The 19,600-nt window shown below is 64.2% G+C and carries 15 protein-coding genes; 10 read left to right on the top strand and 5 right to left on the bottom strand.

All coding sequences use genetic code 11. The annotated features are described in order from the left end of the window. Positions 1-189: 189 nt before the first annotated feature. Complete coding sequence (gene rpsA, locus J2808_RS13870; RefSeq protein WP_305940977.1) at positions 190-1,665, top strand: 30S ribosomal protein S1; 1,476 nt, start codon at positions 190-192, stop codon at positions 1,663-1,665. 122 nt (positions 1,666-1,787) lie between these two features. On the opposite strand, the gene J2808_RS13865 is transcribed toward rpsA, so the two are convergent. Continuing rightward, a complete protein-coding gene (locus J2808_RS13865) occupies positions 1,788-2,300 on the bottom strand; it encodes a GNAT family N-acetyltransferase (protein WP_309817546.1) in 513 nt (170 codons plus the stop codon). Continuing rightward, positions 2,284-2,973, bottom strand: coding sequence for an IMPACT family protein (locus J2808_RS13860; protein WP_309817544.1), 690 nt, complete (start codon positions 2,971-2,973; stop codon positions 2,284-2,286). The genes J2808_RS13865 and J2808_RS13860 overlap by 17 nt, the downstream gene beginning before the upstream one ends. Positions 2,974-3,054: 81 nt before the next feature. On the opposite strand from J2808_RS13860, the gene coaE reads away from it, so the two are divergent. From coaE to J2808_RS13835, 5 genes are all read left to right on the top strand, one after another. Next, complete coding sequence (coaE, locus tag J2808_RS13855) at positions 3,055-4,290, top strand: dephospho-CoA kinase (protein ID WP_309817542.1); 1,236 nt, start codon at positions 3,055-3,057, stop codon at positions 4,288-4,290. 147 nt (positions 4,291-4,437) lie between these two features. Then, on the top strand, positions 4,438-5,250 hold the full coding sequence (locus tag J2808_RS13850; protein WP_309817540.1) for a hypothetical protein: 813 nt from the start codon (positions 4,438-4,440) through the stop codon (positions 5,248-5,250). 44 nt (positions 5,251-5,294) lie between these two features. Further along, positions 5,295-7,394, top strand: coding sequence for an excinuclease ABC subunit UvrB (gene uvrB / locus J2808_RS13845; protein WP_309817538.1), 2,100 nt, complete (start codon positions 5,295-5,297; stop codon positions 7,392-7,394). Positions 7,395-7,614: 220 nt separating this feature from the next. Further along, entirely contained in the window at positions 7,615-8,643 is a 1,029-nt protein-coding gene (locus J2808_RS13840; protein WP_309817536.1) for a TerC family protein, read from the top strand. Between the two features lie 107 nt (positions 8,644-8,750). Beyond that, complete coding sequence (locus J2808_RS13835) at positions 8,751-10,190, top strand: MFS transporter (RefSeq protein WP_309817534.1); 1,440 nt, start codon at positions 8,751-8,753, stop codon at positions 10,188-10,190. Here the strand turns inward: J2808_RS13835 and J2808_RS13830 are convergent. From J2808_RS13830 to J2808_RS13820, 3 genes are read right to left on the bottom strand one after another with little or no spacing between them, the layout of a single operon-like run. Next, positions 10,164-11,525 (bottom strand): alpha/beta fold hydrolase, encoded by a 1,362-nt coding sequence (locus tag J2808_RS13830; protein ID WP_309817532.1) that lies wholly within the window; start codon positions 11,523-11,525, stop codon positions 10,164-10,166. The genes J2808_RS13835 and J2808_RS13830 overlap by 27 nt on opposite strands. A 28-nt stretch (positions 11,526-11,553) precedes the next feature. Beyond that, the gene (locus J2808_RS13825; RefSeq protein ID WP_309817530.1) at positions 11,554-12,054 is read right to left on the bottom strand and encodes a GNAT family N-acetyltransferase; all 501 of its coding nucleotides are present in this window, start codon (positions 12,052-12,054) and stop codon (positions 11,554-11,556) included. A 21-nt stretch (positions 12,055-12,075) separates the two neighbouring features. After that, positions 12,076-14,622: a DEAD/DEAH box helicase gene (locus J2808_RS13820; protein ID WP_309817528.1), complete on the bottom strand. Its 2,547-nt coding sequence runs from the start codon at positions 14,620-14,622 to the stop codon at positions 12,076-12,078. Positions 14,623-14,719: 97 nt separating this feature from the next. Between J2808_RS13820 and J2808_RS13815 the strand changes: the two genes are divergently transcribed. The 4 genes from J2808_RS13815 to J2808_RS13800 all read left to right on the top strand — a co-directional run bounded on the left by J2808_RS13815 (position 14,720) and on the right by J2808_RS13800 (position 19,583). Beyond that, positions 14,720-15,505, top strand: a complete 786-nt coding sequence (locus J2808_RS13815) for a trans-aconitate 2-methyltransferase (RefSeq protein ID WP_309817527.1) — start codon at positions 14,720-14,722, stop codon at positions 15,503-15,505. Between the two features lie 147 nt (positions 15,506-15,652). Continuing rightward, positions 15,653-17,398: an ABC transporter ATP-binding protein gene (locus J2808_RS13810; RefSeq protein WP_309817525.1), complete on the top strand. Its 1,746-nt coding sequence runs from the start codon at positions 15,653-15,655 to the stop codon at positions 17,396-17,398. Beyond that, a complete protein-coding gene (locus J2808_RS13805) occupies positions 17,395-19,206 on the top strand; it encodes an ABC transporter ATP-binding protein (RefSeq protein ID WP_309817524.1) in 1,812 nt (603 codons plus the stop codon). Before J2808_RS13810 ends, J2808_RS13805 begins: the two co-directional genes overlap by 4 nt. Next, positions 19,203-19,583, top strand: a complete 381-nt coding sequence (locus J2808_RS13800; RefSeq protein WP_309817522.1) for a GntR family transcriptional regulator — start codon at positions 19,203-19,205, stop codon at positions 19,581-19,583. Before J2808_RS13805 ends, J2808_RS13800 begins: the two co-directional genes overlap by 4 nt. Positions 19,584-19,600 lie beyond the last annotated feature (17 nt).

Here is a 19,600-nt window from a genome sequence, read left to right as displayed (position 1 = left end):
CTTTGACCCGTGTTGGCCGCTGCGACTAGACTGAAACGCGCGTGTACTACGTGCATGTTCTCTAAAATCCACAGAATCAGGATGACCCGGCGGATCCCCGTGATCTGCCGCGACCTGCGCATGCGTTCCATAACGCGGGTGCGGCGGTTGGCCTGACCGACTAACTATCCACAACGGAGCCCCTACTACATGACCATCACCTCCACCGAGAAGCCCGGTACCCCCGTAGTCGCGATTAACGACATCGGTACCGCTGAGGACTTCCTCGCAGCAGTCGACGCCACCATCAAGTACTTCAACGACGGAGACCTCGTCGAAGGTACCGTCGTCAAGGTCGACCGCGATGAAGTTCTGCTCGACATCGGTTACAAGACCGAAGGTGTCATCCCCTCCCGCGAGCTTTCCATCAAGCACGATGTTGATCCCGGAGACGTCGTCTCCGTTGGCGATCAGGTCGAAGCCCTGGTGCTCACCAAGGAAGACAAAGAAGGCCGCCTGATCCTCTCCAAGAAGCGCGCTCAGTACGAGCGTGCCTGGGGCGACATCGAGAAGGTCAAGGAAGAAGACGGTGTTGTCACCGGTACCGTCATCGAGGTTGTCAAGGGTGGTCTTATCCTCGACATCGGTCTGCGCGGCTTCCTGCCCGCATCCCTCGTCGAGATGCGCCGTGTGCGCGACCTTGCTCCGTACATCGGTCAGCAGATCGAAGCCAAGATCATCGAGCTGGACAAGAACCGCAACAACGTTGTGCTGTCCCGCCGTGCATGGCTCGAGCAGACCCAGTCCGAGGTCCGCTCCACGTTCCTCAACAAGCTGGAAAAGGGCCAGGTCCGTCCCGGCGTCGTTTCCTCCATCGTCAACTTCGGTGCATTCGTGGACCTGGGCGGCGTAGACGGCCTCGTTCACGTTTCGGAGCTGTCCTGGAAGCACATCGACCACCCGTCCGAGGTTGTCGAAGTTGGCCAGGAAGTCACCGTCGAGGTTCTCGAGGTCGACCTGGACCGCGAGCGCGTTTCCCTGTCGCTCAAGGCTACGCAGGAAGATCCGTGGCAGACCTTCGCCCGCACCCACGCCCTCGGCCAGGTTGTTCCGGGTAAGGTCACCAAGCTGGTTCCGTTCGGTGCGTTCGTCCGCGTCGAAGACGGCATCGAAGGCCTCGTTCACATCTCCGAGCTGGCTGTCCGCCACGTGGAGCTGGCTGAGCAGGTTGTCTCCGTTGGTGACGAGCTGTTCGTCAAGGTCATAGACATCGACCTCGAGCGCCGCCGCATCTCCCTCTCCCTCAAGCAGGCTAACGAGGGCGTTGACGCCGAGTCCACCGAATTCGATCCGGCTCTCTACGGCATGGCCGCTGAGTACGACGAAGAGGGCAACTACAAGTACCCGGAGGGCTTCGACCCGGAGTCCAACGAGTGGCTTGAAGGCTACGAGAACCAGCGCGCCGCCTGGGAGCAGCAGTACGCTGACGCCCAGACCCGCTGGGAAGCACACAAGAAGCAGGTTGCCCAGCACGCTGCCGACGACGCTGCAGCTGCAACGTCCGGTGACAGCGATTCCGGCACCACCAGCTACTCCTCCGAGCCCGCTGCAGCCGAGACCGGTGCAGGCACGCTTGCTTCGGACGAGGCTCTCGCCGCTCTGCGTGAGAAGCTGACCGGCAACTAGTTGCCATAGGCCCGGGTTTCCCGGGCCAACACAGCGGGCCCCTGCGAATGCAGGGGCCCGCTGTGTTTAACTCGAAATCCGGCTGGTTGGCAGGCAGCGCTCAAACGCGCGTTTCGGCGCGCCTATTGCGAGTCACATGAGAGTACGACGACGGCACTTACGGCGCCGCCGTCGTCGTAAGTCAGGGCCGCGCCCGCGCCAGTGAGGAGCCGCTGGGCACCCGCGTTACCGGCGGTAGTGTGGGCGACGATCCGCCGCAGCCCGGCGACCCGGGCCTCCGCCAGGACCAGTTTCAGGGCGGCGCCGCCCACGCCGCGGGCACGAAAGCTCCGACCCAGCCAGATGCCGGTCTCCGCCGCGTCGTGTTGAGCCGTGCGTTTCAGCCTGACCGAGCCGGCGGGGCTCCCGTCATACAGCACGGCCCAGCTTTTCTCGCCCGCCGGCCCGTCCAGGCCTGCGGCTGCTGCCCGGTGGTAGGCGCGGAACCAGCCGGTGCGTTCCGCATTCCAGCCAATTCCGTTGCCCAGCGGCGGCGTGACGTCGTCGGGGGAGGCGTCCTGCTGCGCGAGAGCCAGGAGCCGCTCGAGGATATGTTCGTTAATGTCCGCCAGCCGGACCTCAGGGGAGTGGGACATCGATCCACTCCGTCCCGCCAGCGATCAGCTCCACAGTGCCGGCGGTGAACGACAGCATGCGCTCCGTCGCGGCTGAGAGATCCGCCGGATCGTCCGGGATGGCCATGCGCAGGACAGTGTGCTGGTCGGTGTAACTCGTTTCCGCCATCACAAACCCCGCGGCCCGGAGATCGTTCTCCAGCCGGCCCGCCGCGGAATGGGGGACGGAAGCTTCGCAGATCCGCAGCCGGCGGCGCCGGACCAGCGTTGCGCGTTCGAGTGCAGCGGACACCGATTCCGAATAGGCGCGCACCAATCCACCGGCGCCCAGCAGAATGCCGCCGAAATAGCGCGCGACAATGGCGCTGACGTCGCTGAGGTCAGTCACCCCCGGTACGGTTTCCCGCTTGAGGATGGCCTCCAGCATGGGGAGGCCGGCCGTGCCTGACGGTTCGCCGTCATCATTGGACCGCTGGATGTCCCGGTCCGGTCCCAGGACAAAGGCCGAGCAGTGGTGGCGGGCGTCATGGAATTCGCGCCGCAACCCTGCCACGAGATCCCGGGCGGCTTCTTCGCTGTCGGCGCGGCGCAGCACGGTGATGAACCTGGACCGTTTGATTTCTAGCTCGTGCCGGAAGTCCGGGCCCGCCGCCAGCGTTGCGTAGGACGTGGTCCGGCTTTCTTGCTCTTGCACGGCCCAAGTCTAATCCCCACCGCCCCCCTGATTTCGCTGCGCTCACCCAGGGAACCGCACAGTGGGGATTAGGCTGATGGGGTGCTGAAAATCGGTTTGACGGGCGGCATCGCCTCAGGGAAGTCAGTGGTCGCCTCACGCCTGGCAGAGCTCGGTGCTGTCCTCGTGGACGCTGACGCGCTGGCCCGAAAGGTGGTTGAGCCGGGCACGCCCGGACTGGCCCGGCTGGTGGAGGCGTTCGGGGCCGACATGCTCGACGCCGGCGGCCGCCTTGATCGTGCCAGGCTGGGCGCCGTGGTCTTTGGCAATCCCACCCAGCTGGCTGCGCTCAATGGCATTGTCCATCCGCTGGTCCGCGAGGCAGCGGCCAGCATCATTGCCACGGCTCCGGATGGCGCGATTGTTGTCCAGGACATTCCGCTGCTGGTGGAGACGGGGCAGGGCAGCAAGTTCCATCTGGTGCTGGTGGTGGACGCGCCCGACGACGTCCGGATCGCCCGCATGCTCGAACACCGCGGCATGACGCGGGCGGAATCGGCGTCACGCATGGCAGCCCAGGCTGCGCGCACCGACCGCCTGGCCGCTGCGGACGTGGTTCTGGACAATGCCGGCTCCCTGGACGCTCTGCTGGCACAGGTGAACGGGCTCTGGGCCGACCGGCTGGTGCCGTTCGCGGCCAATCTACGCCGCGGCGTCAGGGCGGCCCGCACCGGCACAGCAGTCCTGTCGGTGCCGCAGGCGGATTGGCCGGCCCAGGCTGCGCGGCTCGGCTCCCGGATCCTGGCCGCAGCCCCCGACGACATCCTCGGCGTGGACCACATCGGCTCCACCGCCGTGCCCGGACTGGCCGCCAAAGACGTGATCGACCTCCAGGTCACGGTGTCCGATCTCGACGCGGCCGACCGCATCGCACCCGCGCTGGCGGCTGCCGGCTTCCCGGCCGTGCCCGGGGCCGGCTTCGACACCCCCAAACCGGCCGATCCGGACCCGGCCCAGTGGCAGAAACGCTTCCACGCCAACGCGGACCCCGGCCGCGCCGTGAACGTTCACCTCCGGCCAGCAGGATCGTCCGGCTGGCGCTACGCGCTGCTCTTCCGTGACTGGCTCAGGAACGACCCCCAAGCCGCTGCCTTGTATGAGGACCATAAACGCGCTCTGACCGAGCAGTTTGCCGGCACCAAAGGTACCCACGCCTACGCGGAGGCGAAGGAACCGTGGTTCACGGACGTCGCCTGGCCGCGCATGGACGGCTGGGCCGCGCGCACAGGCTGGCAGCCGCCGTCGTACCCGGTCTCAAATGACCAGGTTGATACCTAGGGCAGGGTCAATTTGAACTATCCAAACCACCCCGTCGTTACGGGGCCGATGACGGCACAGTTGACTAATTCAGACAGGCGCCTTAAATTAATCGATCGGCTCCGAGTTCAATTCAATTGAAGCTTCGAAGAGAATTGGGGGAAATTCATGGAATCCAAGATAGTAGTAGCTTCTCCAGCCAGGGCAGACGCTGAATCTGCAACTCTGGCCGGGCTTGTCTCCCAATGGGACAAGGCATACACAACGTCGGTGGCCAACGCAGCTGCCACCGAGACACCCCGCGGTGTCATGGATATTAATAACGTTTACAAGGCGCGCGTTGCGATACGTTTAGGAGTTTTGCTCGCTTCCGACGCCACACAAGGCGCGCCGAATCAGGCCGCAGCATGTAAGGCCGTCAAATCGGCCAAATCGACTTTTAGGCCCTATTTCCGTGCTGGCCAGTCCCTCCTGAAGGCAAACCTCGCGCACCAAAACGGGGTACCGACTTCGCAGGAAATTGGTATCGTACGAGGCGCCATAGCCGAAGCCAATGTGCGCGGTGATGAGACCCGTCCTGGCAAAGTAGCTCCGGTCCCTGTCGTCCCGAGGGTCGTGCCTCCGGTCCCTAGTGTCCCGGCCGAAGTACTTCCGGACAAGAAAGCGACGGTCATCGCCCGTACTGTAGTTGGAAAAACAGTCGCTTCCATTCCGCTGCCGCGAAGAGGCGGGCGGTCAAACTCGGAATACAACTGGGACGAATCCGCGACGCTCGCCCGCGAGAGTGGATTACCCGTTCTCGCGGCCAATCATGTGAGGGAATCACGTATCAAATCCGTCCGCCAATACGACCGTCCACCCTTTGTCTGCTCGGATGGGCGGATCAAGGTTCACATGCGCAACTCCATCCTCGAGAAGGATGGCGAGCGCTATGGCGACGTCTATTTCACGTGGCAGGACTCGGGGACTGTTCGCCGGTAACGGATCCCGGCCTGGCTGTCGGTCCCCGGTTGTAGATTAGATGCATGAGCCTTGCGCAGGAGATCAACCGTGTTGTAGCGCCTTTCGAGGTCATTAGCGAATTCCAGCCCGCCGGTGACCAGCCCGCTGCCATCGCCGAACTGACCGAACGCATTAAGAACGGCGAAAAGGACGTTGTCCTGCTCGGTGCCACGGGTACCGGCAAAAGCGCCACCACAGCCTGGCTCATCGAACAGGTCCAGCGCCCCACGCTGGTGATGGTCCAGAACAAGACACTCGCCGCCCAGCTGGCCAACGAATTCCGCGAACTCCTGCCCAACAACGCGGTGGAGTACTTCGTCTCCTACTACGACTACTACCAGCCTGAGGCGTACGTCGCGCAGACGGACACCTTCATCGAGAAGGACTCGTCCATCAATGAGGAGGTCGAACGGCTCCGCCACTCCGCCACCAACGCCCTGCTGACCCGCCGCGACGTCATCGTCGTTGCCACGGTGTCCTGTATCTACGGCCTGGGCACCCCGGAAGAGTACATCGCCGGCATGGTCACGCTCCGCAAGGGCGCGCAGATGAACCGGGATGACCTGCTCCGGAAGTTCGTCGCCATGCAGTACGCCCGCAACGACATGGACTTCCACCGCGGCACGTTCCGGGTCCGCGGCGACACCGTGGAAATCATCCCCATGTACGAGGAACTGGCCATCCGGATCGAATTCTTCGGCGACGAGATCGAGAACATCCATACCCTCCATCCGCTGACCGGCGAAATGATCCGGGACGAAGAGGAAATGTACGTCTTCCCGGCCTCCCACTACGTGGCCGGCCCCGAGCGGATGGCCCGGGCCATCAAGCGGATCGAGGACGAGCTCGCCGAGCGCCTGCAGGTCCTGGAAAGCCAGAACAAACTGGTGGAAGCCCAGCGGCTGCGGATGCGCACCACCTACGACCTCGAAATGATGCAGCAGATGGGGTTCTGCAACGGCATCGAAAACTACTCCTCGCACATTGACGGCCGCGCCCGCGGGACCGCTCCGCACTGCCTCATCGACTACTTCCCGGACGACTTCCTGCTGGTGATCGATGAATCCCACGTGACAGTGCCGCAGATCGGCGCCATGTACGAGGGCGATATGTCCCGCAAGCGGAACCTGGTGGACTTCGGCTTCCGCCTGCCCTCCGCGATGGACAACCGCCCGCTCAAATGGGATGAATTCCTCGACCGCGTCGGCCAGACCGTCTACCTGTCGGCCACCCCCGGCAAGTACGAACTCGGCAAGGCCGACGGCTTTGTCCAGCAGATCATCCGGCCCACCGGCCTGATCGATCCCGAAGTGGTGGTCAAGCCCACCAAAGGCCAGATCGACGACCTGCTGGACGAGATCAAAACCCGGACGGCGAAGAATGAACGCGTCCTGGTCACCACCCTCACCAAACGCATGGCGGAGGACCTCACCGACTACCTGCTGGGCCATGGCATCAAGGTGGAGTACCTGCACTCCGACGTCGACACCCTCCGCCGCGTTGAGCTGCTCCGCGAACTCCGAATGGGTGTTTTCGACGTCCTGGTGGGCATCAACCTGCTCCGCGAGGGCCTCGACCTGCCCGAAGTCTCGCTGGTAAGCATCCTGGATGCGGACAAGGAAGGCTTCCTGCGCTCCTCCACGTCGCTGATCCAGACCATCGGCCGTGCCGCCCGTAACGTGTCCGGCCAGGTTCACATGTACGCCGACCGCATCACCGACTCCATGGCCCACGCCATCGACGAAACCAACCGGCGCCGGGCCATCCAGGTGGCCTACAACACGGAGAAGGGCATCGATCCGCAGCCGTTGCGGAAGAAGATTGCTGACATTACCGATCAGCTGGCCAAGGAAGACGCGGACACCCAGGAGCTGCTGAACAACAACCGCCTGGCCAAGGGCGCCAAGCGTGGGAAATCGGCGGCCAAGGGCGCAGCGCAGGTTCGCAAGGACGGGCTGGCCGCTGCCCCGGCCGAAGACCTCGTGGGCCTCATCGAACAGCTCACCGAACAGATGCACGGCGCGGCTGCCGAGCTGCAGTTCGAGGTAGCCGCGAGGATCCGCGACGAGGTCAGCGAACTCAAGAAGGAACTTCGCCAGATGCAGGCAGCCGGCCACGCCTAGGAGACCGCGGGGCGGCGGCGCGCGGAGGACATGTACCGGAGTGCACGGGCGCCTGCTGTACAGTTAAGGTCACGTAGGGGAGTATCCCAAGCGCTACGATCGTCAACACGCCAGCCACAGTTGCCTGGCCGGGCGTAGCGGGTCGCCAATTCAGCACTAAGTGCACAAGCCGGCCGGAGAGACTTACAATGACCCTCTGTACCCTGCGAAAGGCTACCCTGTGCTCGAATTGCCCGTGTGGTTCGAGGTCGGCTCACTTGTCGTCCTCGGCCTGATCCTCCTGATTGACCTGTTGCTGGTCGTCCGCCGCCCCCACGAACCTTCCATGAAGGAAGCCGGACTGTGGGTGGCCTTCTACGTATCGCTCGCCCTGGTATTTGCCGGCGCTATGTTTGCCTTCACAGGCCCTGAATACGGCGGGCAGTTCGTCGCCGGCTGGGTGACGGAATACAGCCTGAGCATCGACAACCTCTTCGTCTTCATCATCATCATGGCCAGGTTCTCCGTGCCCCGGAAGTACCAGCAGGAAGTCCTGATGGTGGGCATCATCATCGCGCTGATCCTGCGCGGCATCTTCATCCTTCTCGGCGCCATCGTGATCGAGCAGTTCAGCTGGGTGTTCTACATCTTCGGCGCATTCCTGCTCTGGACTGCCTGGAAGCAGGCCCAGGACGAAGGCGAGGACGAAGAGGACAAAGAGAATCCGCTCATCGCCGGGATCCGCAAAATCATCCCCATGTCGGAGAAGTTCGACGGCGGCAAGCTCCGCACCACGGTGAACGGCAAGAAGGTCTTCACCCCCATGCTGGTTGTGTTCATCACCATCGGCATGACCGACCTCCTCTTCGCCGTTGACTCGATTCCCGCGATCTTCGGGCTGACGCAGAGCCCGTTCATCGTCTTCACCGCCAACCTGTTCGCCCTCATGGGCCTGCGCCAGCTGTACTTCCTGCTGGGTGGCCTCATGAACCGCCTCATCTACCTGAAGCACGCGCTGTCCTTCATCCTGGCGTTCATCGGCGTCAAGCTGGTGCTCCACGCGATGCACGTGAACGAACTGCCGTTCATCAACGGTGGCAACCACATCGAATGGGCACCGGAGATCCCGACCTTCGTCTCCCTGGCCGTCATCGTGGGCACCATCATCGTGGCCGTTGTTGCCAGCCTCTTGAGCTCCAAGGCAAAGACGGCCCACCTGGACCCCCGCCTCGAGGAAGACGCCAGGAAGAGCCTCAGCGAAACCGAGTAGGCGTTCTTACCCTGCATGTCCGAGCAGTCCCGGCCGCACGCGCGGCCGGGACTGCTCGCTTTATTTAACCCCTGTGGGAGCCGTCCGCCGAGGACTATGCTCGGACCATGGCCCGCACCCTTGTAACGGAAACCGGAGTGCGCCAGGTGCAGCGGCGCACCGTGGCACTGCTGAGCGCGGCCCAGGTCTTTGGCGGTATCGGAACGGGCGCCACTGTCTCCATCGGTTCGATCCTTGCCGTGGAGCTCTCAGGTTCAAGCGTGTGGGCAGGGGCGGTGGCCACCGTCATGACCCTGGGCGCCGCACTGGCAGCATTGCCCCTGGCTTCGCTGGCGGACCGCCGCGGCCGCCGCATCGGCCAGGTCACGGGGCTGTCCGCCGCGTTGGCAGGCACCGTGCTCATTGTGTTGTCGGTGGTGTCCGGCGTGTTCGTTCTGCTGGTGCTGGGAGCGGTGGGCATCGGCGTGGGCACCGCGGCCAGCCTGCAGGCACGCTTTGCGGCCGTCGACCTCGCGGACGATGAACACCGAGGGAGGGCGCTGTCCGCCGTGGTGTGGGCGGTGACGGTGGGCGCCGTGGCCGGGCCCAACCTGATTCAACCCGGCACGGTAGTGGGGCAGGCCCTCGGCCTGCCGCCCGTTGCCGGACCATTCGTGATCTCCGCAGCCGGACTCCTGGTGGCCATCGTCCTGCTCTTCGCCGGCCTCAGGCCCGACCCCCTTCTGTTCGCCCGCGAACTCGCCGCCCGGGACCTCGCCGCCCGGGAACCCGCCGCTGAGGACCATGTACCGGACGGGCCAACCGGCAGGCCGGCGGGCGGCGATGTACAGCGGACTCCGCCCATCGCAGCAAACAAGCAGGGCCCGCGTAACCCAGCCGGAGGATCACTCAAGCGCGGGCTGCGGGCCGTCCGCCAGTCCCGGCCGGCCATCCTGGCCCTGGCCGCCGTCGTCGGAGCCCACGCAGTGATGGTGGGCGTGATGTCCATGACCCCGCTGCATTTGCAGGAGCTGGTGGCTGGACCCGGCGCCCACGCCGGCCATGCCGCCTCCGGCGATGTGCTGGTGATCATTGGTTTCACCATTTCCCTTCACATTGCAGGCATGTTTGCCCTGTCCCCGGTCATGGGCTGGCTGACTGACAAGGTGGGCAGGACGGAGACCATCGTGATCGGCTTCGTTACACTGCTCGCCGCCGTCGCCGTCGCAGGGTTTGGCCAGCAGTCCACTGTGGCCGTGGCCGTCGGACTGGTACTGCTGGGGATGGGCTGGTCTGCGGCCACGATTTCCGGCTCCACCCTGCTGGCGGAAAGCGTCAGCCAGGAGTCCCGCGTGGTGGTCCAGGGCGTATCGGACACGCTGATGGGTGCCGCCGGGGCGGTGGGCGGGGCCACTTCCGGCCTGATCCTCAGCTGGGCCGGCTACCTGGGGCTGAACATAGCGGGCGGCCTGGTGGGAGCCGTGGTACTGGCCGCCGCGTTCGTTACCCTGATGGCCCGGCGGCGGAGCTCAGCCGCCGGTTCAGTTGGCGGCTCGGTTGGCAGCTGAACTGCCGGCCGAGCGCACCATCCCCAGCAGTCGGCCGAAAATGGCCTCGCCGTCGTCGGCTATTCCGTCATGGTGGAAGTCCGCCGTCTCCCATACCTGCAGCCCGCGGACGGAGGCGGCTGTTTCCATGGACAGGTCACGGTCCACGTAGATGTCGTCACTATAGACGGCGGCGGCAACCGGCACGCTGTTGGCGGCCAGTTGCACGCCGTCGTACAGCGGTTTCCAGTCGCTCTTGGCAGCCAGCAGATGTGCCACCTGCTGAAGCGGTTTCAATGCTGCATCCTGCTCGAAGTACCACGGATACACCATTTCGCCGGTCAGCAACAGCGGCACGGCATCCGGGCGGAATGCCGGGTATTCCGCCAGCACGCGCCACGCAGCCCAGTCGCTCGCCTGGCCTTGCCCGTAGATCGACTCATGCATCAGGGCATAGAGGGGGTTGGCCTGGCGGGACACGATTCCCTGAACCTGCTCCAGGAAGGCGTCGGAGAGCCTGCTCCCGCTCGGCGTCTCAATGAAAGCATCTTCGAGCAGGTAGTGCAGGCCGTCCACACGGGTGTTTCCGCCCAGGAACGCACCCACCATCTGGAACCGCTCCACAGTGAGCCGGCCGCCGTCGGGCAGGAACTCTTCGGTCTGCCGGAGGTGCGCCGCGATCCGCTCCACCGTCCGGCGGTCCTCCGGGTACCACGCGAAGTACTCGGTGTTGCGTGCCGCAACGCGCGTAAACGTGGCGCGGTAGACGTCGTCGGCATGGCCCGCGAGTGGCGCCAGGCCGCCGGTGATCAGGGCTTCCTTCACCCCTTCCGGGGCAAAGGAAAGGTACGTCAGGGCGCAGAACCCGCCATAGCTTTGCCCGTAGATGCTCCACGGGCCGGAGCCGAGGGCTGCCCGGATGAGTTCCGCGTCGGCCACGATGGAATCCGCACGGAAGTGCTCAAGGTACGCCGCCTGCGCTTCCGCCGTCCCCCTCGACGGGAGGGTGTTCCGGTCGATAGCCGTCGAGAGGCCGGTACCGCGCTGGTCCAGCATCAGGATCCGGAAGCTCCGGGCCGCAGCCTTGCTCCACCCGCCCAATGAAGCGAGCCTGTTGCCGCGGCCGCCAGGGCCGCCCTGGAGGAACAGCAGCCAGGGAAGCTTCTCGGCCTCGGCCTCGGTGTGATCTGACGAGACGTACTCGCGGGCGAACACGGTGACGGTGTCCGGCGCGGCGCCGTTATTGGTTGACGCGTGCGCGAAGTGGTCCAACGGCACCGTGAAGTAGTGCTCGGCGGTACGCATGCCACGGAATTCGTGGCGGGCCTTGACCAGGTGGGGGACGGGTTTTCGCATTCGTGTGGCGTCGGAGGATGGAGCCAGCTCAGGCACGGGCATCAGCGGGGACGTTGGTGCCAAAGCTCTCGAGCGCTTCCCCGGTCAGCCGGAACGTCGACCACCCGTCCATGGGGCGGGCTCCGAGGCTCCGATAAAAGTTGATGGACGGTTCATTCCAGTCCAGGACGCTCCATTCCACCCGGGCGTAGCCATTTTCGACGGCGGTGGCGGCCAGGTGCTTTAGGAGCGCTTTGCCGTGGCCTTCGCCGCGGGCGTGCGGGCTGACGTAGAGGTCCTCCAGGTAGATGCCGTGGACGCCTTCCCAGGTGGAGTAGTTCAGGAACCAGAGAGCAAACCCCTGGACCTCGCCCGCGGAGTTCTCGGCCATCGTGGCGAACACGCGCGGATTATCACCAAAAAGTACCTCGGCCAGCATTTCCGGGGTGTTGCGGACGGCTTCAGGTTCCTTCTCGTAGATGGCCAGCTCGTGGATCATCTGCAGGATGGCTGGGACGTCGTGCCGGGTGGCCGGGCGGATTACACTCATGGTTCGAGTTTACAAGGGGCCTTACAGCCTGTTGACGTCGGTGACCCGGACCACGGCCGTTCCGGTTTCGTCCGACGCCGCCAGGTCCACCTCCGCGGAGATGCCCCAGTCATGGTTGCGGGCCGGATCGTCGAAGATCTGCCGTACCTTCCAGAGGCCCGGTTCTTCGGTGATGATGAGCAGCCCGGGGCCTCGGGCATCCGGCCCGGTGCCGATGTCGTTGTGTTCATCGAAGTAGTCGTCCAGGACGTCTTCCCAGCGGTCGGCATCCCACCCTGTGCCGCCGTCGAGCTCTCCGAGTCCTTCCGCATTTTCGTCGGCGAACAGCTCCACCCGGCGGAACATTTCGTTGCGGACCATCACGCGGAAGGCCCGGATGTTGGACGTCAGCGACGGCGGCGGGGGAGGGGGAGCGTCGTGCGGCGTGGGTGCCGCGCCGGAAGTCAGCTCCTCCCATTCGTCCAGGAGGCTGGAGTCGACCTGCCGCACCAGTTCACCGAGCCAGGCGATGAGGTCCTCAAGGTCCTCCCGGAGCATGTCCTGCGGTACCGTCTGGCGAAGTGCCTTAAAGCAGTCGGCCAGGTAGCGCAGCACAATGCCTTCGGAGCGGGCGAGTCCGTAGAACTGGACAAACTCGCCAAAGTTCATGGCACGTTCGTACATGTCCCGGACCACAGACTTGGGTGCAAGTTCGAAGTCGCCCACCCAGGGCGCGGCCTTGCGGTAGACCTCGAACGCTTCGCCCAGGAGCTCCGCGAGCGGCTGCGGGTACGTTACCTCTTCCAGCATCGCCATCCGCTGGTCGTACTCGATGCCGTCCGCCTTCATCGCGGCAATCGCTTCCCCGCGGGCCTTCTTCTGCTGCGCGGAGAGGATCTGCCGGGGCTTTTCGAGGGTCGCCTCGATCACCGACACCACGTCCAGGGCATACGCCGGCGAATCCGGGTCGAGCAGCTCCAGCGCTGCCAGCGCAAACGGCGAGAGCGGCTGGTTCAGTGCAAAGTTGGCCTGCAGGTGGACCGTGAGCCGGACGGTCCTGCCGTCTGCCCCCTGCTCCGTCTCAGGAATCCGCTCCACCACCTCGGCGGCGAGGAGCTCGCGGTAGATTCCCAAGGCCCGTTTCATGAGGCGCAGCTGCGAGGACCGCGACTCGTGGTTCTCCGTCAGCAGCCGGCGTGCTGCCGTGAACGGGTCGCCGGGCCGCTCCATCAGGTTCATGAGCATGGAGTGCGTCACGCTGAAACTGGAGCCCAGGGGATCGGGCACGGATTCGACGAGCCGCTTGTAAGTGGGCTCGCCCCAGGAGACAAAGCCTTCAGGCGGCTTCTTCCTGACCACCTGGCGGAGCTTCTTCTGGTCGTCACCGAATTTGGCGGTGGCCTTGGCCATGGCCTTCACGTTTTCGGTGACGTGCTCCGGCGCCTGGACCACAACTGTCCCGGCGGTGTCGTAGCCCGCCCGGCCAGCCCGCCCGGCGATCTGGTGGAACTCCCGTGAGTTGAGCAGCCGGGTGCGTACGCCGTCGTACTTGCTCAGCGCCGTAAGCAGGACGGTACGGATGGGCACATTGATGCCCACACCCAAGGTGTCCGTTCCGCAGATCACCTTGAGCAGGCCCGCCTGCGCGAGTTGCTCCACCAGGCGCCGGTACTTTGGCAGCATTCCAGCGTGGTGGACACCGATGCCATGCCGGACCAGTCTGTTGAGGGTTTTGCCGAAGCCTGCGGCAAAACGGAAATTGGCGATCAGTTCCGCGATCTTGTCCTTTTCCTCACGCGTGCAGACGTTGATGCTCATCAGGGTCTGGGCGCGGTCAATGGCTTCGATCTGGCTGAAATGCACTACATAGACCGGGACCTGGCGGGTGGAGAGCAGCTCCTCAAGCGTCTCGTGGACCGGGGTTTCGTGGTAGTAGTAATGCAGCGGAATGGGGCGCTCTGCGGAACTGATGGTGGTTGTGGGGCGGCCGGTAAGTTCGGTGATTCCGTCCTCAAAGCGGCTGACGTCACCCAGCGTGGCCGACATCAGGAGGAACTGGGCCTGCGGCAGCTCCAGCAAGGGGACCTGCCACGCCCAGCCGCGCTGCGGGTCGGAGTAGAAGTGGAATTCGTCCATGACCACCGAGCCGAGGTCTGCGTCTTCGCCTTCGCGCAGGGCGATGTTCGCGAGGATTTCGGCCGTGCAGCAGATGATGGGCGCGTCCTGGTTGACGCCCGAATCGCCGGTGATCATGCCGACATTCTCGGCGCCGAAGATGTCACACAGCGCGAAGAACTTTTCGGAAACCAGAGCCTTGATGGGGGCCGTATAGTAGCTGCGCTGCCCCCGCGCCATGGCTTGAAAATGTGCCGCAATGGCTACCAGCGATTTACCGGACCCGGTGGGGGTGGCGAGGATGACGTTGGCGCCGGTTGCCAACTCCATGATGGCCTCGTCCTGGGCCGCGTACAGTTCCAGGCCCCGGCTTTCGGTCCACTCAAGGAACTGGGTGTAGAGAGTGTCCGGGTCGATGCCAGCGCCGGAAAGGGTCGAGGCGGACAGGACAGACAGCTGGTCAACGAGTTTCATTGATTTCCAGCTTAGTGCCCATTAGATGCCGCATAACCGGGCGGCGAGGGGTTAGGCTCGCGGTATTGCCAGACAGACCAGAGCACGGAGAAAAACTGTGAAGTGGGATCCCCTGAAATACGTCGAGTTCGGCGATTACCGCGACCGGCCATTTTTTGACCTTACGGGACGGATCCATACCGATCAGCCCCATCAGGTGGTGGACCTGGGCTGTGGTCCCGGGAACCTGACAGCGACGCTCGCCCAGAGGTGGCCGCAGGCGCAGGTCGTCGGGCTCGATTCGTCCGCCGAGATGCTGGCCAAGGCAGCAACGCAGGCCACCACGCACGCTGGCCTGAGTTTCAGCCTGGCCGATATTGCCGATTGGACGCCCCCGGCCGAAACGGACGTGGTGGTCACCAATGCCGCGCTGCAGTGGGTTCCAGGGCACCAGGAGCTGCTGGCCGGCTGGCTGGCAGCCCTCAAGCCTGGGGCCTGGTTCGGAATGCAGGTGCCCGGAAACTTCAACGCGCCGTCGCATGTCCTGATGCGGGAACTGGCCAGCTCGGCACGATGGTCGCCCCAGCTGGAAGGGGTGCTCCGTGGTGGGGAATCGGTGGGGGAGCCCGCAGATTACCTCCGCATCATGCTGGACGCGGGCTGCACCGCCGACGCATGGGAGACCACGTACCAACAGGTCCTCACCGGAACGGATCCGGTGTTGGACTGGGTGCGTGGCACGGCGTTGCGGCCTGTGCTGGCGGTTCTGTCAGATGGGGAGGGACCAGCCTTCGAGTCGGAGTACGCCGCTGCGCTGCGGGCAGCGTACCCGGGGACGCCCCACGGGACAGTTTTTCCGTTCCGGCGGATCTTTGCCGTAGCGCAAAAGCCACTGGCAACCTAAACTCCAGTCGATTGATGTTCTCTACGCAATCCGTATGGTTATGTGACTTCGAACGAAAACATGGCGCTCGCTACAAAGATGAAGCGGCTTCTGGGGTGGCTACAGGCCACAACCTCATCGGCTTCCCCAACTGATCCTGGAGGTGCGGTGCTTTTCGCCTTATTGACCCGGCTGCTGGCCGACCACAAGATCTCCGTTGCTGCCATCGCCGTCCTCCAGCTGGTGCAGACTGCAGGCATCCTGCTGCTGCCCACCATCAACGCTGCCATCATCGACGACGGCATCGTTGCCGGGAACACTCCGGCGATCTTCCGGCTTGGCGCCGAAATGGCCGTGGTGGCGGCAGTCCAGGCGGTGGCGGCCATCGCCGCCGGCTATCTCGGTGCCGTGGTGGCAATGGGGCTCGGCCATCAGTTGCGGGCGGAGATCTTTACAAAAATCCAGTCACTTTCTTCCCAAGAGGTGGCTGGCTTCGGCACGCAAAGCCTCGTCACCAGAGCCACCAACGACACACAACAGATCCAGTCCTTCGCAGTACTGGTGTTTACCATGCTCGTGGCGGCACCGGTCATGGCCGCAGGCGGTGTGGTTCTCGCCTGGCAGCAGGACATCGTGCTCTCGAGCGTTGTCATCATCATCATGCCCGTGCTCCTGCTCATCATGTACCTCATCGTCCGTCGCCTGGTACCCCTGTACCGGGAGGGCCAGGACCTGCTGGACCGAACCGGGGAGATCCTGCGAGAGCAGATTATCGGGGCGAACGTGATCCGTACGTTCGTCAGGAAGGGGCATGAAACCCGGCGCTTTGCCCGGGCAAACACGAGCCTGTCGGAAAACAACCTGCAGTCGTCACTGGTCGTTGCCGGGATGCTTCCGCTGATCATGATCGTGGTGAACCTGTCATCGGTGGCCATTGTGTGGTTCGGCGGGCACCGGGTGTATGAGGGTGACATGAAGATCGGGGCGCTTACTGCCTTTATTGCCTACATCATGCAGATTCTCCTGGCCATCATGATGGCCATGTACGTACTGATGACGGCACCGCGGGCCGCCGCCTGCGCCGAGCGGATCAGCGCCGTGCTCAACACACAGCCCTCTGTCCAGGACAATCACGGCGCCCACACGTCGGGCGAACACGCAGACCTCGAACGGGGCCGCGTCACGTTCATGGATGTCAGCTTCGCCTACCCGGGGGCCGAGACCCGCGTACTCGAAAACATCAGCTTTTCGGCCGCGCCCGGCACCACCGTCGCCGTCGTTGGATCAACGGGTAGCGGCAAGTCGACGCTCCTGAGCCTGCTGCCCCGTTTCCTTGACGCCACGGCCGGAGACATCACGATCGCCGGCAGGAATATCCGTGCGGTGCCGTTGGAGGTGCTCCGCCGCGCCATGGCCGTGGTCCCGCAGCGGTCCCACCTCTTCACCGGGACCATCGCCGAGAACCTGCGGATCGCTGCCCCGGACGTGAGCGAAAGCCAGCTGTGGGAGGCCCTCGAAACCGCCCAGGCCGCTTCGTTCGTCCGCGAGCTGCCCCTCGGCATGGCCACTGAAGTCGGACAGGGCGGCACGAACCTCTCCGGCGGCCAGCGCCAGCGTATCTGCATTGCACGCGCCCTGGTGAAGCGGGCTTCCATCTATCTCTTTGACGACAGTTTCTCCGCGCTTGACTTCGCCACGGAGAGCCGGCTCCGGGACTCCCTGTTGAGCGGTCTTGCCGATGCAGTGGTGATCGTCGTGGCGGAGCGGATCTCCACTGTCGCCGGAGCGGACCGGATCCTGGTGCTCGACGAGGGCCGGCTGGTAGCAGAGGGAACCCACATTCAACTGCTCGAGACTTCTGCCACGTACCGGGAAATTGCCGAGTCCCAATTGGCCCTGGAACACCTGCCATGACAACAGCGCTGTCAGGAGGTGCGGCGGAATCATTCTGGCCTCCAGCGCGCCGGCTGCTCAGCCTGCTGCACCCGTTCAGGTGGCGGATGCTGGGTGCCGTGGCGGCCACCTGTGGTTTTGCCGGCCTCAACGTCATGGCGCCGAACTACCTGGGAAAGGCCACGGATATTGTGGTCAGCGGGTTTTACAGCGGAGTGTTCGAGGGGCAGCGGCTGGGAAACCTCCTCGCCGCCGTCGTCGTGATGTACCTCGGCGCATCGGTCTTCAACTGGATCCAGGGAAAGCTGACGGCGAGCTCCGTCCACGGCCTGATGTACAGCCTCCGGGCCGCCGTGGAGGAAAAGCTGCACCGGCTTCCCTCCACCTACTTCCAGGAGAAGTCCAGGGGAGATGTCCTGAGCCGGGTCACCAATGACATCGACAACATCGCCCAGGCGCTCAGCCAGGTCCTGACACAGCTGATTATGTCCGTCCTGATGTTGTGTGGTGCGTTGGCCATGATGCTTTGGATTTCGCCGCTCTTGGCGGTAATTGCACTGATTTCCGTGCCGGTGTCCACGTTGGTGACAGTTCTGGTGGCGCGGAAATCCCAGGCGCAGTTCGCCCGTCAGTGGACTGAGACAGGCGAATTGAACGCCCATGTGGAGGAATTCATCACCGGGCATGAGGTGATCAAGGCCTTCGGTCACCAGGAGCAGGCGGCGGCGGTGTTCCGGGCCAGCAATGATCGCCTGGCGCGCGCCTCCGCGCGCGCCCAGTATTCTTCGGGCCTCGTCCAGCCACTGATGATCCTGATTGCCAACCTCAATTACATCGCGGTGGCTGTGGTAGGCGCCTTTCAGGTCACTTTGGGATCGATGACCATCGGCGGAATCCAGGCTTTCATCCAGTTCAGCAGGTTGTTCACGCAGCCTGTGAGCCAGATCGGCGGCATGCTCAACGTCATTCAGTCCTGCGCAGCCTCGGCGCGCCGTGTCTTTGAACTCCTGGATGCCGAGGAAATTCCAGCTGAACCGGAAGTGGCCCGCCATCGGGCGGGTCCGGACGGGCGGATAGTCTTCGACGATGTGACGTTTGGCTACGTGCGGAACGCCCCGGTAATCCGTGGACTTTCGCTGGCGGTGGAGCCGGGCCGCACCGTGGCGATTGTCGGCCACACCGGCGCGGGCAAGACCACGATTGTGAATCTCCTCATGCGTTTCTACGAACCTGACTCGGGACGGATCACCATCGGCGGAACCGACATCGCCGCCATCCCCCGGGACGCCCTGCGCGAACGCTTCGGGGTGGTGCTGCAGGATGCCTGGCTGTTTGCCGGCACCATCAGGGAGAACATCGAGTACGGCCGGCCGGGCGCCACGGACGCTGAGATTACTGCGGCCGCGGAGGCGAGCCACCTGGACCACTTTGTCCGGTCACTGCCCGCGGGCTACGACACCGTCCTGGACAGCGGGGGAGATCCACTCAGCCAGGGGCAACGCCAACTGATCGCCATCGCCCGTGCACAGCTCGCGGACCGCAGCGTGCTGATCCTGGATGAGGCCACAAGCTCAGTTGATTCGCGGACCGAAGTCCTTATCCGCCAAGCCATGGAAAGGTTGCGGCAGGGGAAAACGAGTTTTGTCATAGCTCACCGTTTGTCTACCGTCCGGGACGCTGATCTAATCTTGCTCATGGACAACGGACGCATCGCCGAGCAGGGAACCCACGGGAGCCTCCTGGCAGTTAATGGCCGCTACGCACAGCTCTATAAAGCGCAGTTCGCCGGCCGGACGGGCCGGACAGGAACGACGGAAGCCGGACGATGACCGCCGGCGCTCCCTTTCCTGGTACGTGGAAGCCCAACCAGGCCAGTACCGTGGCGCTCTTTGAGCAGCTGCGGCTGCAGGTGATCCGGCTCGCCGACAGCGGAGACCTTCCGCCCGGCACCAAGCTCCCCGCAGTCCGTACTCTGGCAGAACTCCTTGAGGTTGCTCCGCACACGGTGGCCCGGGCCTACAAGGAACTCGAAGCGGCCGGTGTAGTGGCTACCAAGGGCCGGAACGGCACAGTGGTCAGTGCGCGTGATATGCGGTCTGACGCCCTCTCTGTTGCTGCTTCCACGTACGCGGCAGTGGCCAAGGCTCAAGGCGCGACCTTTGCGGAGGCTGTCCAGCTGCTGGCGGCAGCCTACGACGCCCACTAGCCGGCCTGCATGGATAT

Origin of the sequence: Pseudarthrobacter sulfonivorans (assembly GCF_031454915.1) — a bacterium.
GTDB lineage: Bacteria > Actinomycetota > Actinomycetes > Actinomycetales > Micrococcaceae > Arthrobacter > Arthrobacter sulfonivorans_C.
The sequence above is the reverse complement of the archived record's forward strand: the minus strand, read 5'-3'. Positions and strand labels throughout refer to the sequence as shown.

Excerpts from the sequence above, each read along its gene's own strand:
- J2808_RS13830 (WP_309817532.1), bottom strand. The coding sequence starts at position 11,525 with ATGCGAAAACCCGTCCCCCACCTGGTCAAGGCCCGCCACGAATTCCGT.
- uvrB (WP_309817538.1), top strand. The coding sequence starts at position 5,295 with ATGAGCCTTGCGCAGGAGATCAACCGTGTTGTAGCGCCTTTCGAGGTC.
- J2808_RS13805 (WP_309817524.1), top strand. The coding sequence starts at position 17,395 with ATGACAACAGCGCTGTCAGGAGGTGCGGCGGAATCATTCTGGCCTCCA.
- J2808_RS13800 (WP_309817522.1), top strand. The coding sequence starts at position 19,203 with ATGACCGCCGGCGCTCCCTTTCCTGGTACGTGGAAGCCCAACCAGGCC.
- J2808_RS13835 (WP_309817534.1), top strand. The coding sequence starts at position 8,751 with ATGGCCCGCACCCTTGTAACGGAAACCGGAGTGCGCCAGGTGCAGCGG.
- J2808_RS13850 (WP_309817540.1), top strand. The coding sequence starts at position 4,438 with ATGGAATCCAAGATAGTAGTAGCTTCTCCAGCCAGGGCAGACGCTGAA.
- J2808_RS13865 (WP_309817546.1), bottom strand. The coding sequence starts at position 2,300 with ATGTCCCACTCCCCTGAGGTCCGGCTGGCGGACATTAACGAACATATC.
- J2808_RS13825 (WP_309817530.1), bottom strand. The coding sequence starts at position 12,054 with ATGAGTGTAATCCGCCCGGCCACCCGGCACGACGTCCCAGCCATCCTG.
- J2808_RS13820 (WP_309817528.1), bottom strand. The coding sequence starts at position 14,622 with ATGAAACTCGTTGACCAGCTGTCTGTCCTGTCCGCCTCGACCCTTTCC.
- rpsA (WP_305940977.1), top strand. The coding sequence starts at position 190 with ATGACCATCACCTCCACCGAGAAGCCCGGTACCCCCGTAGTCGCGATT.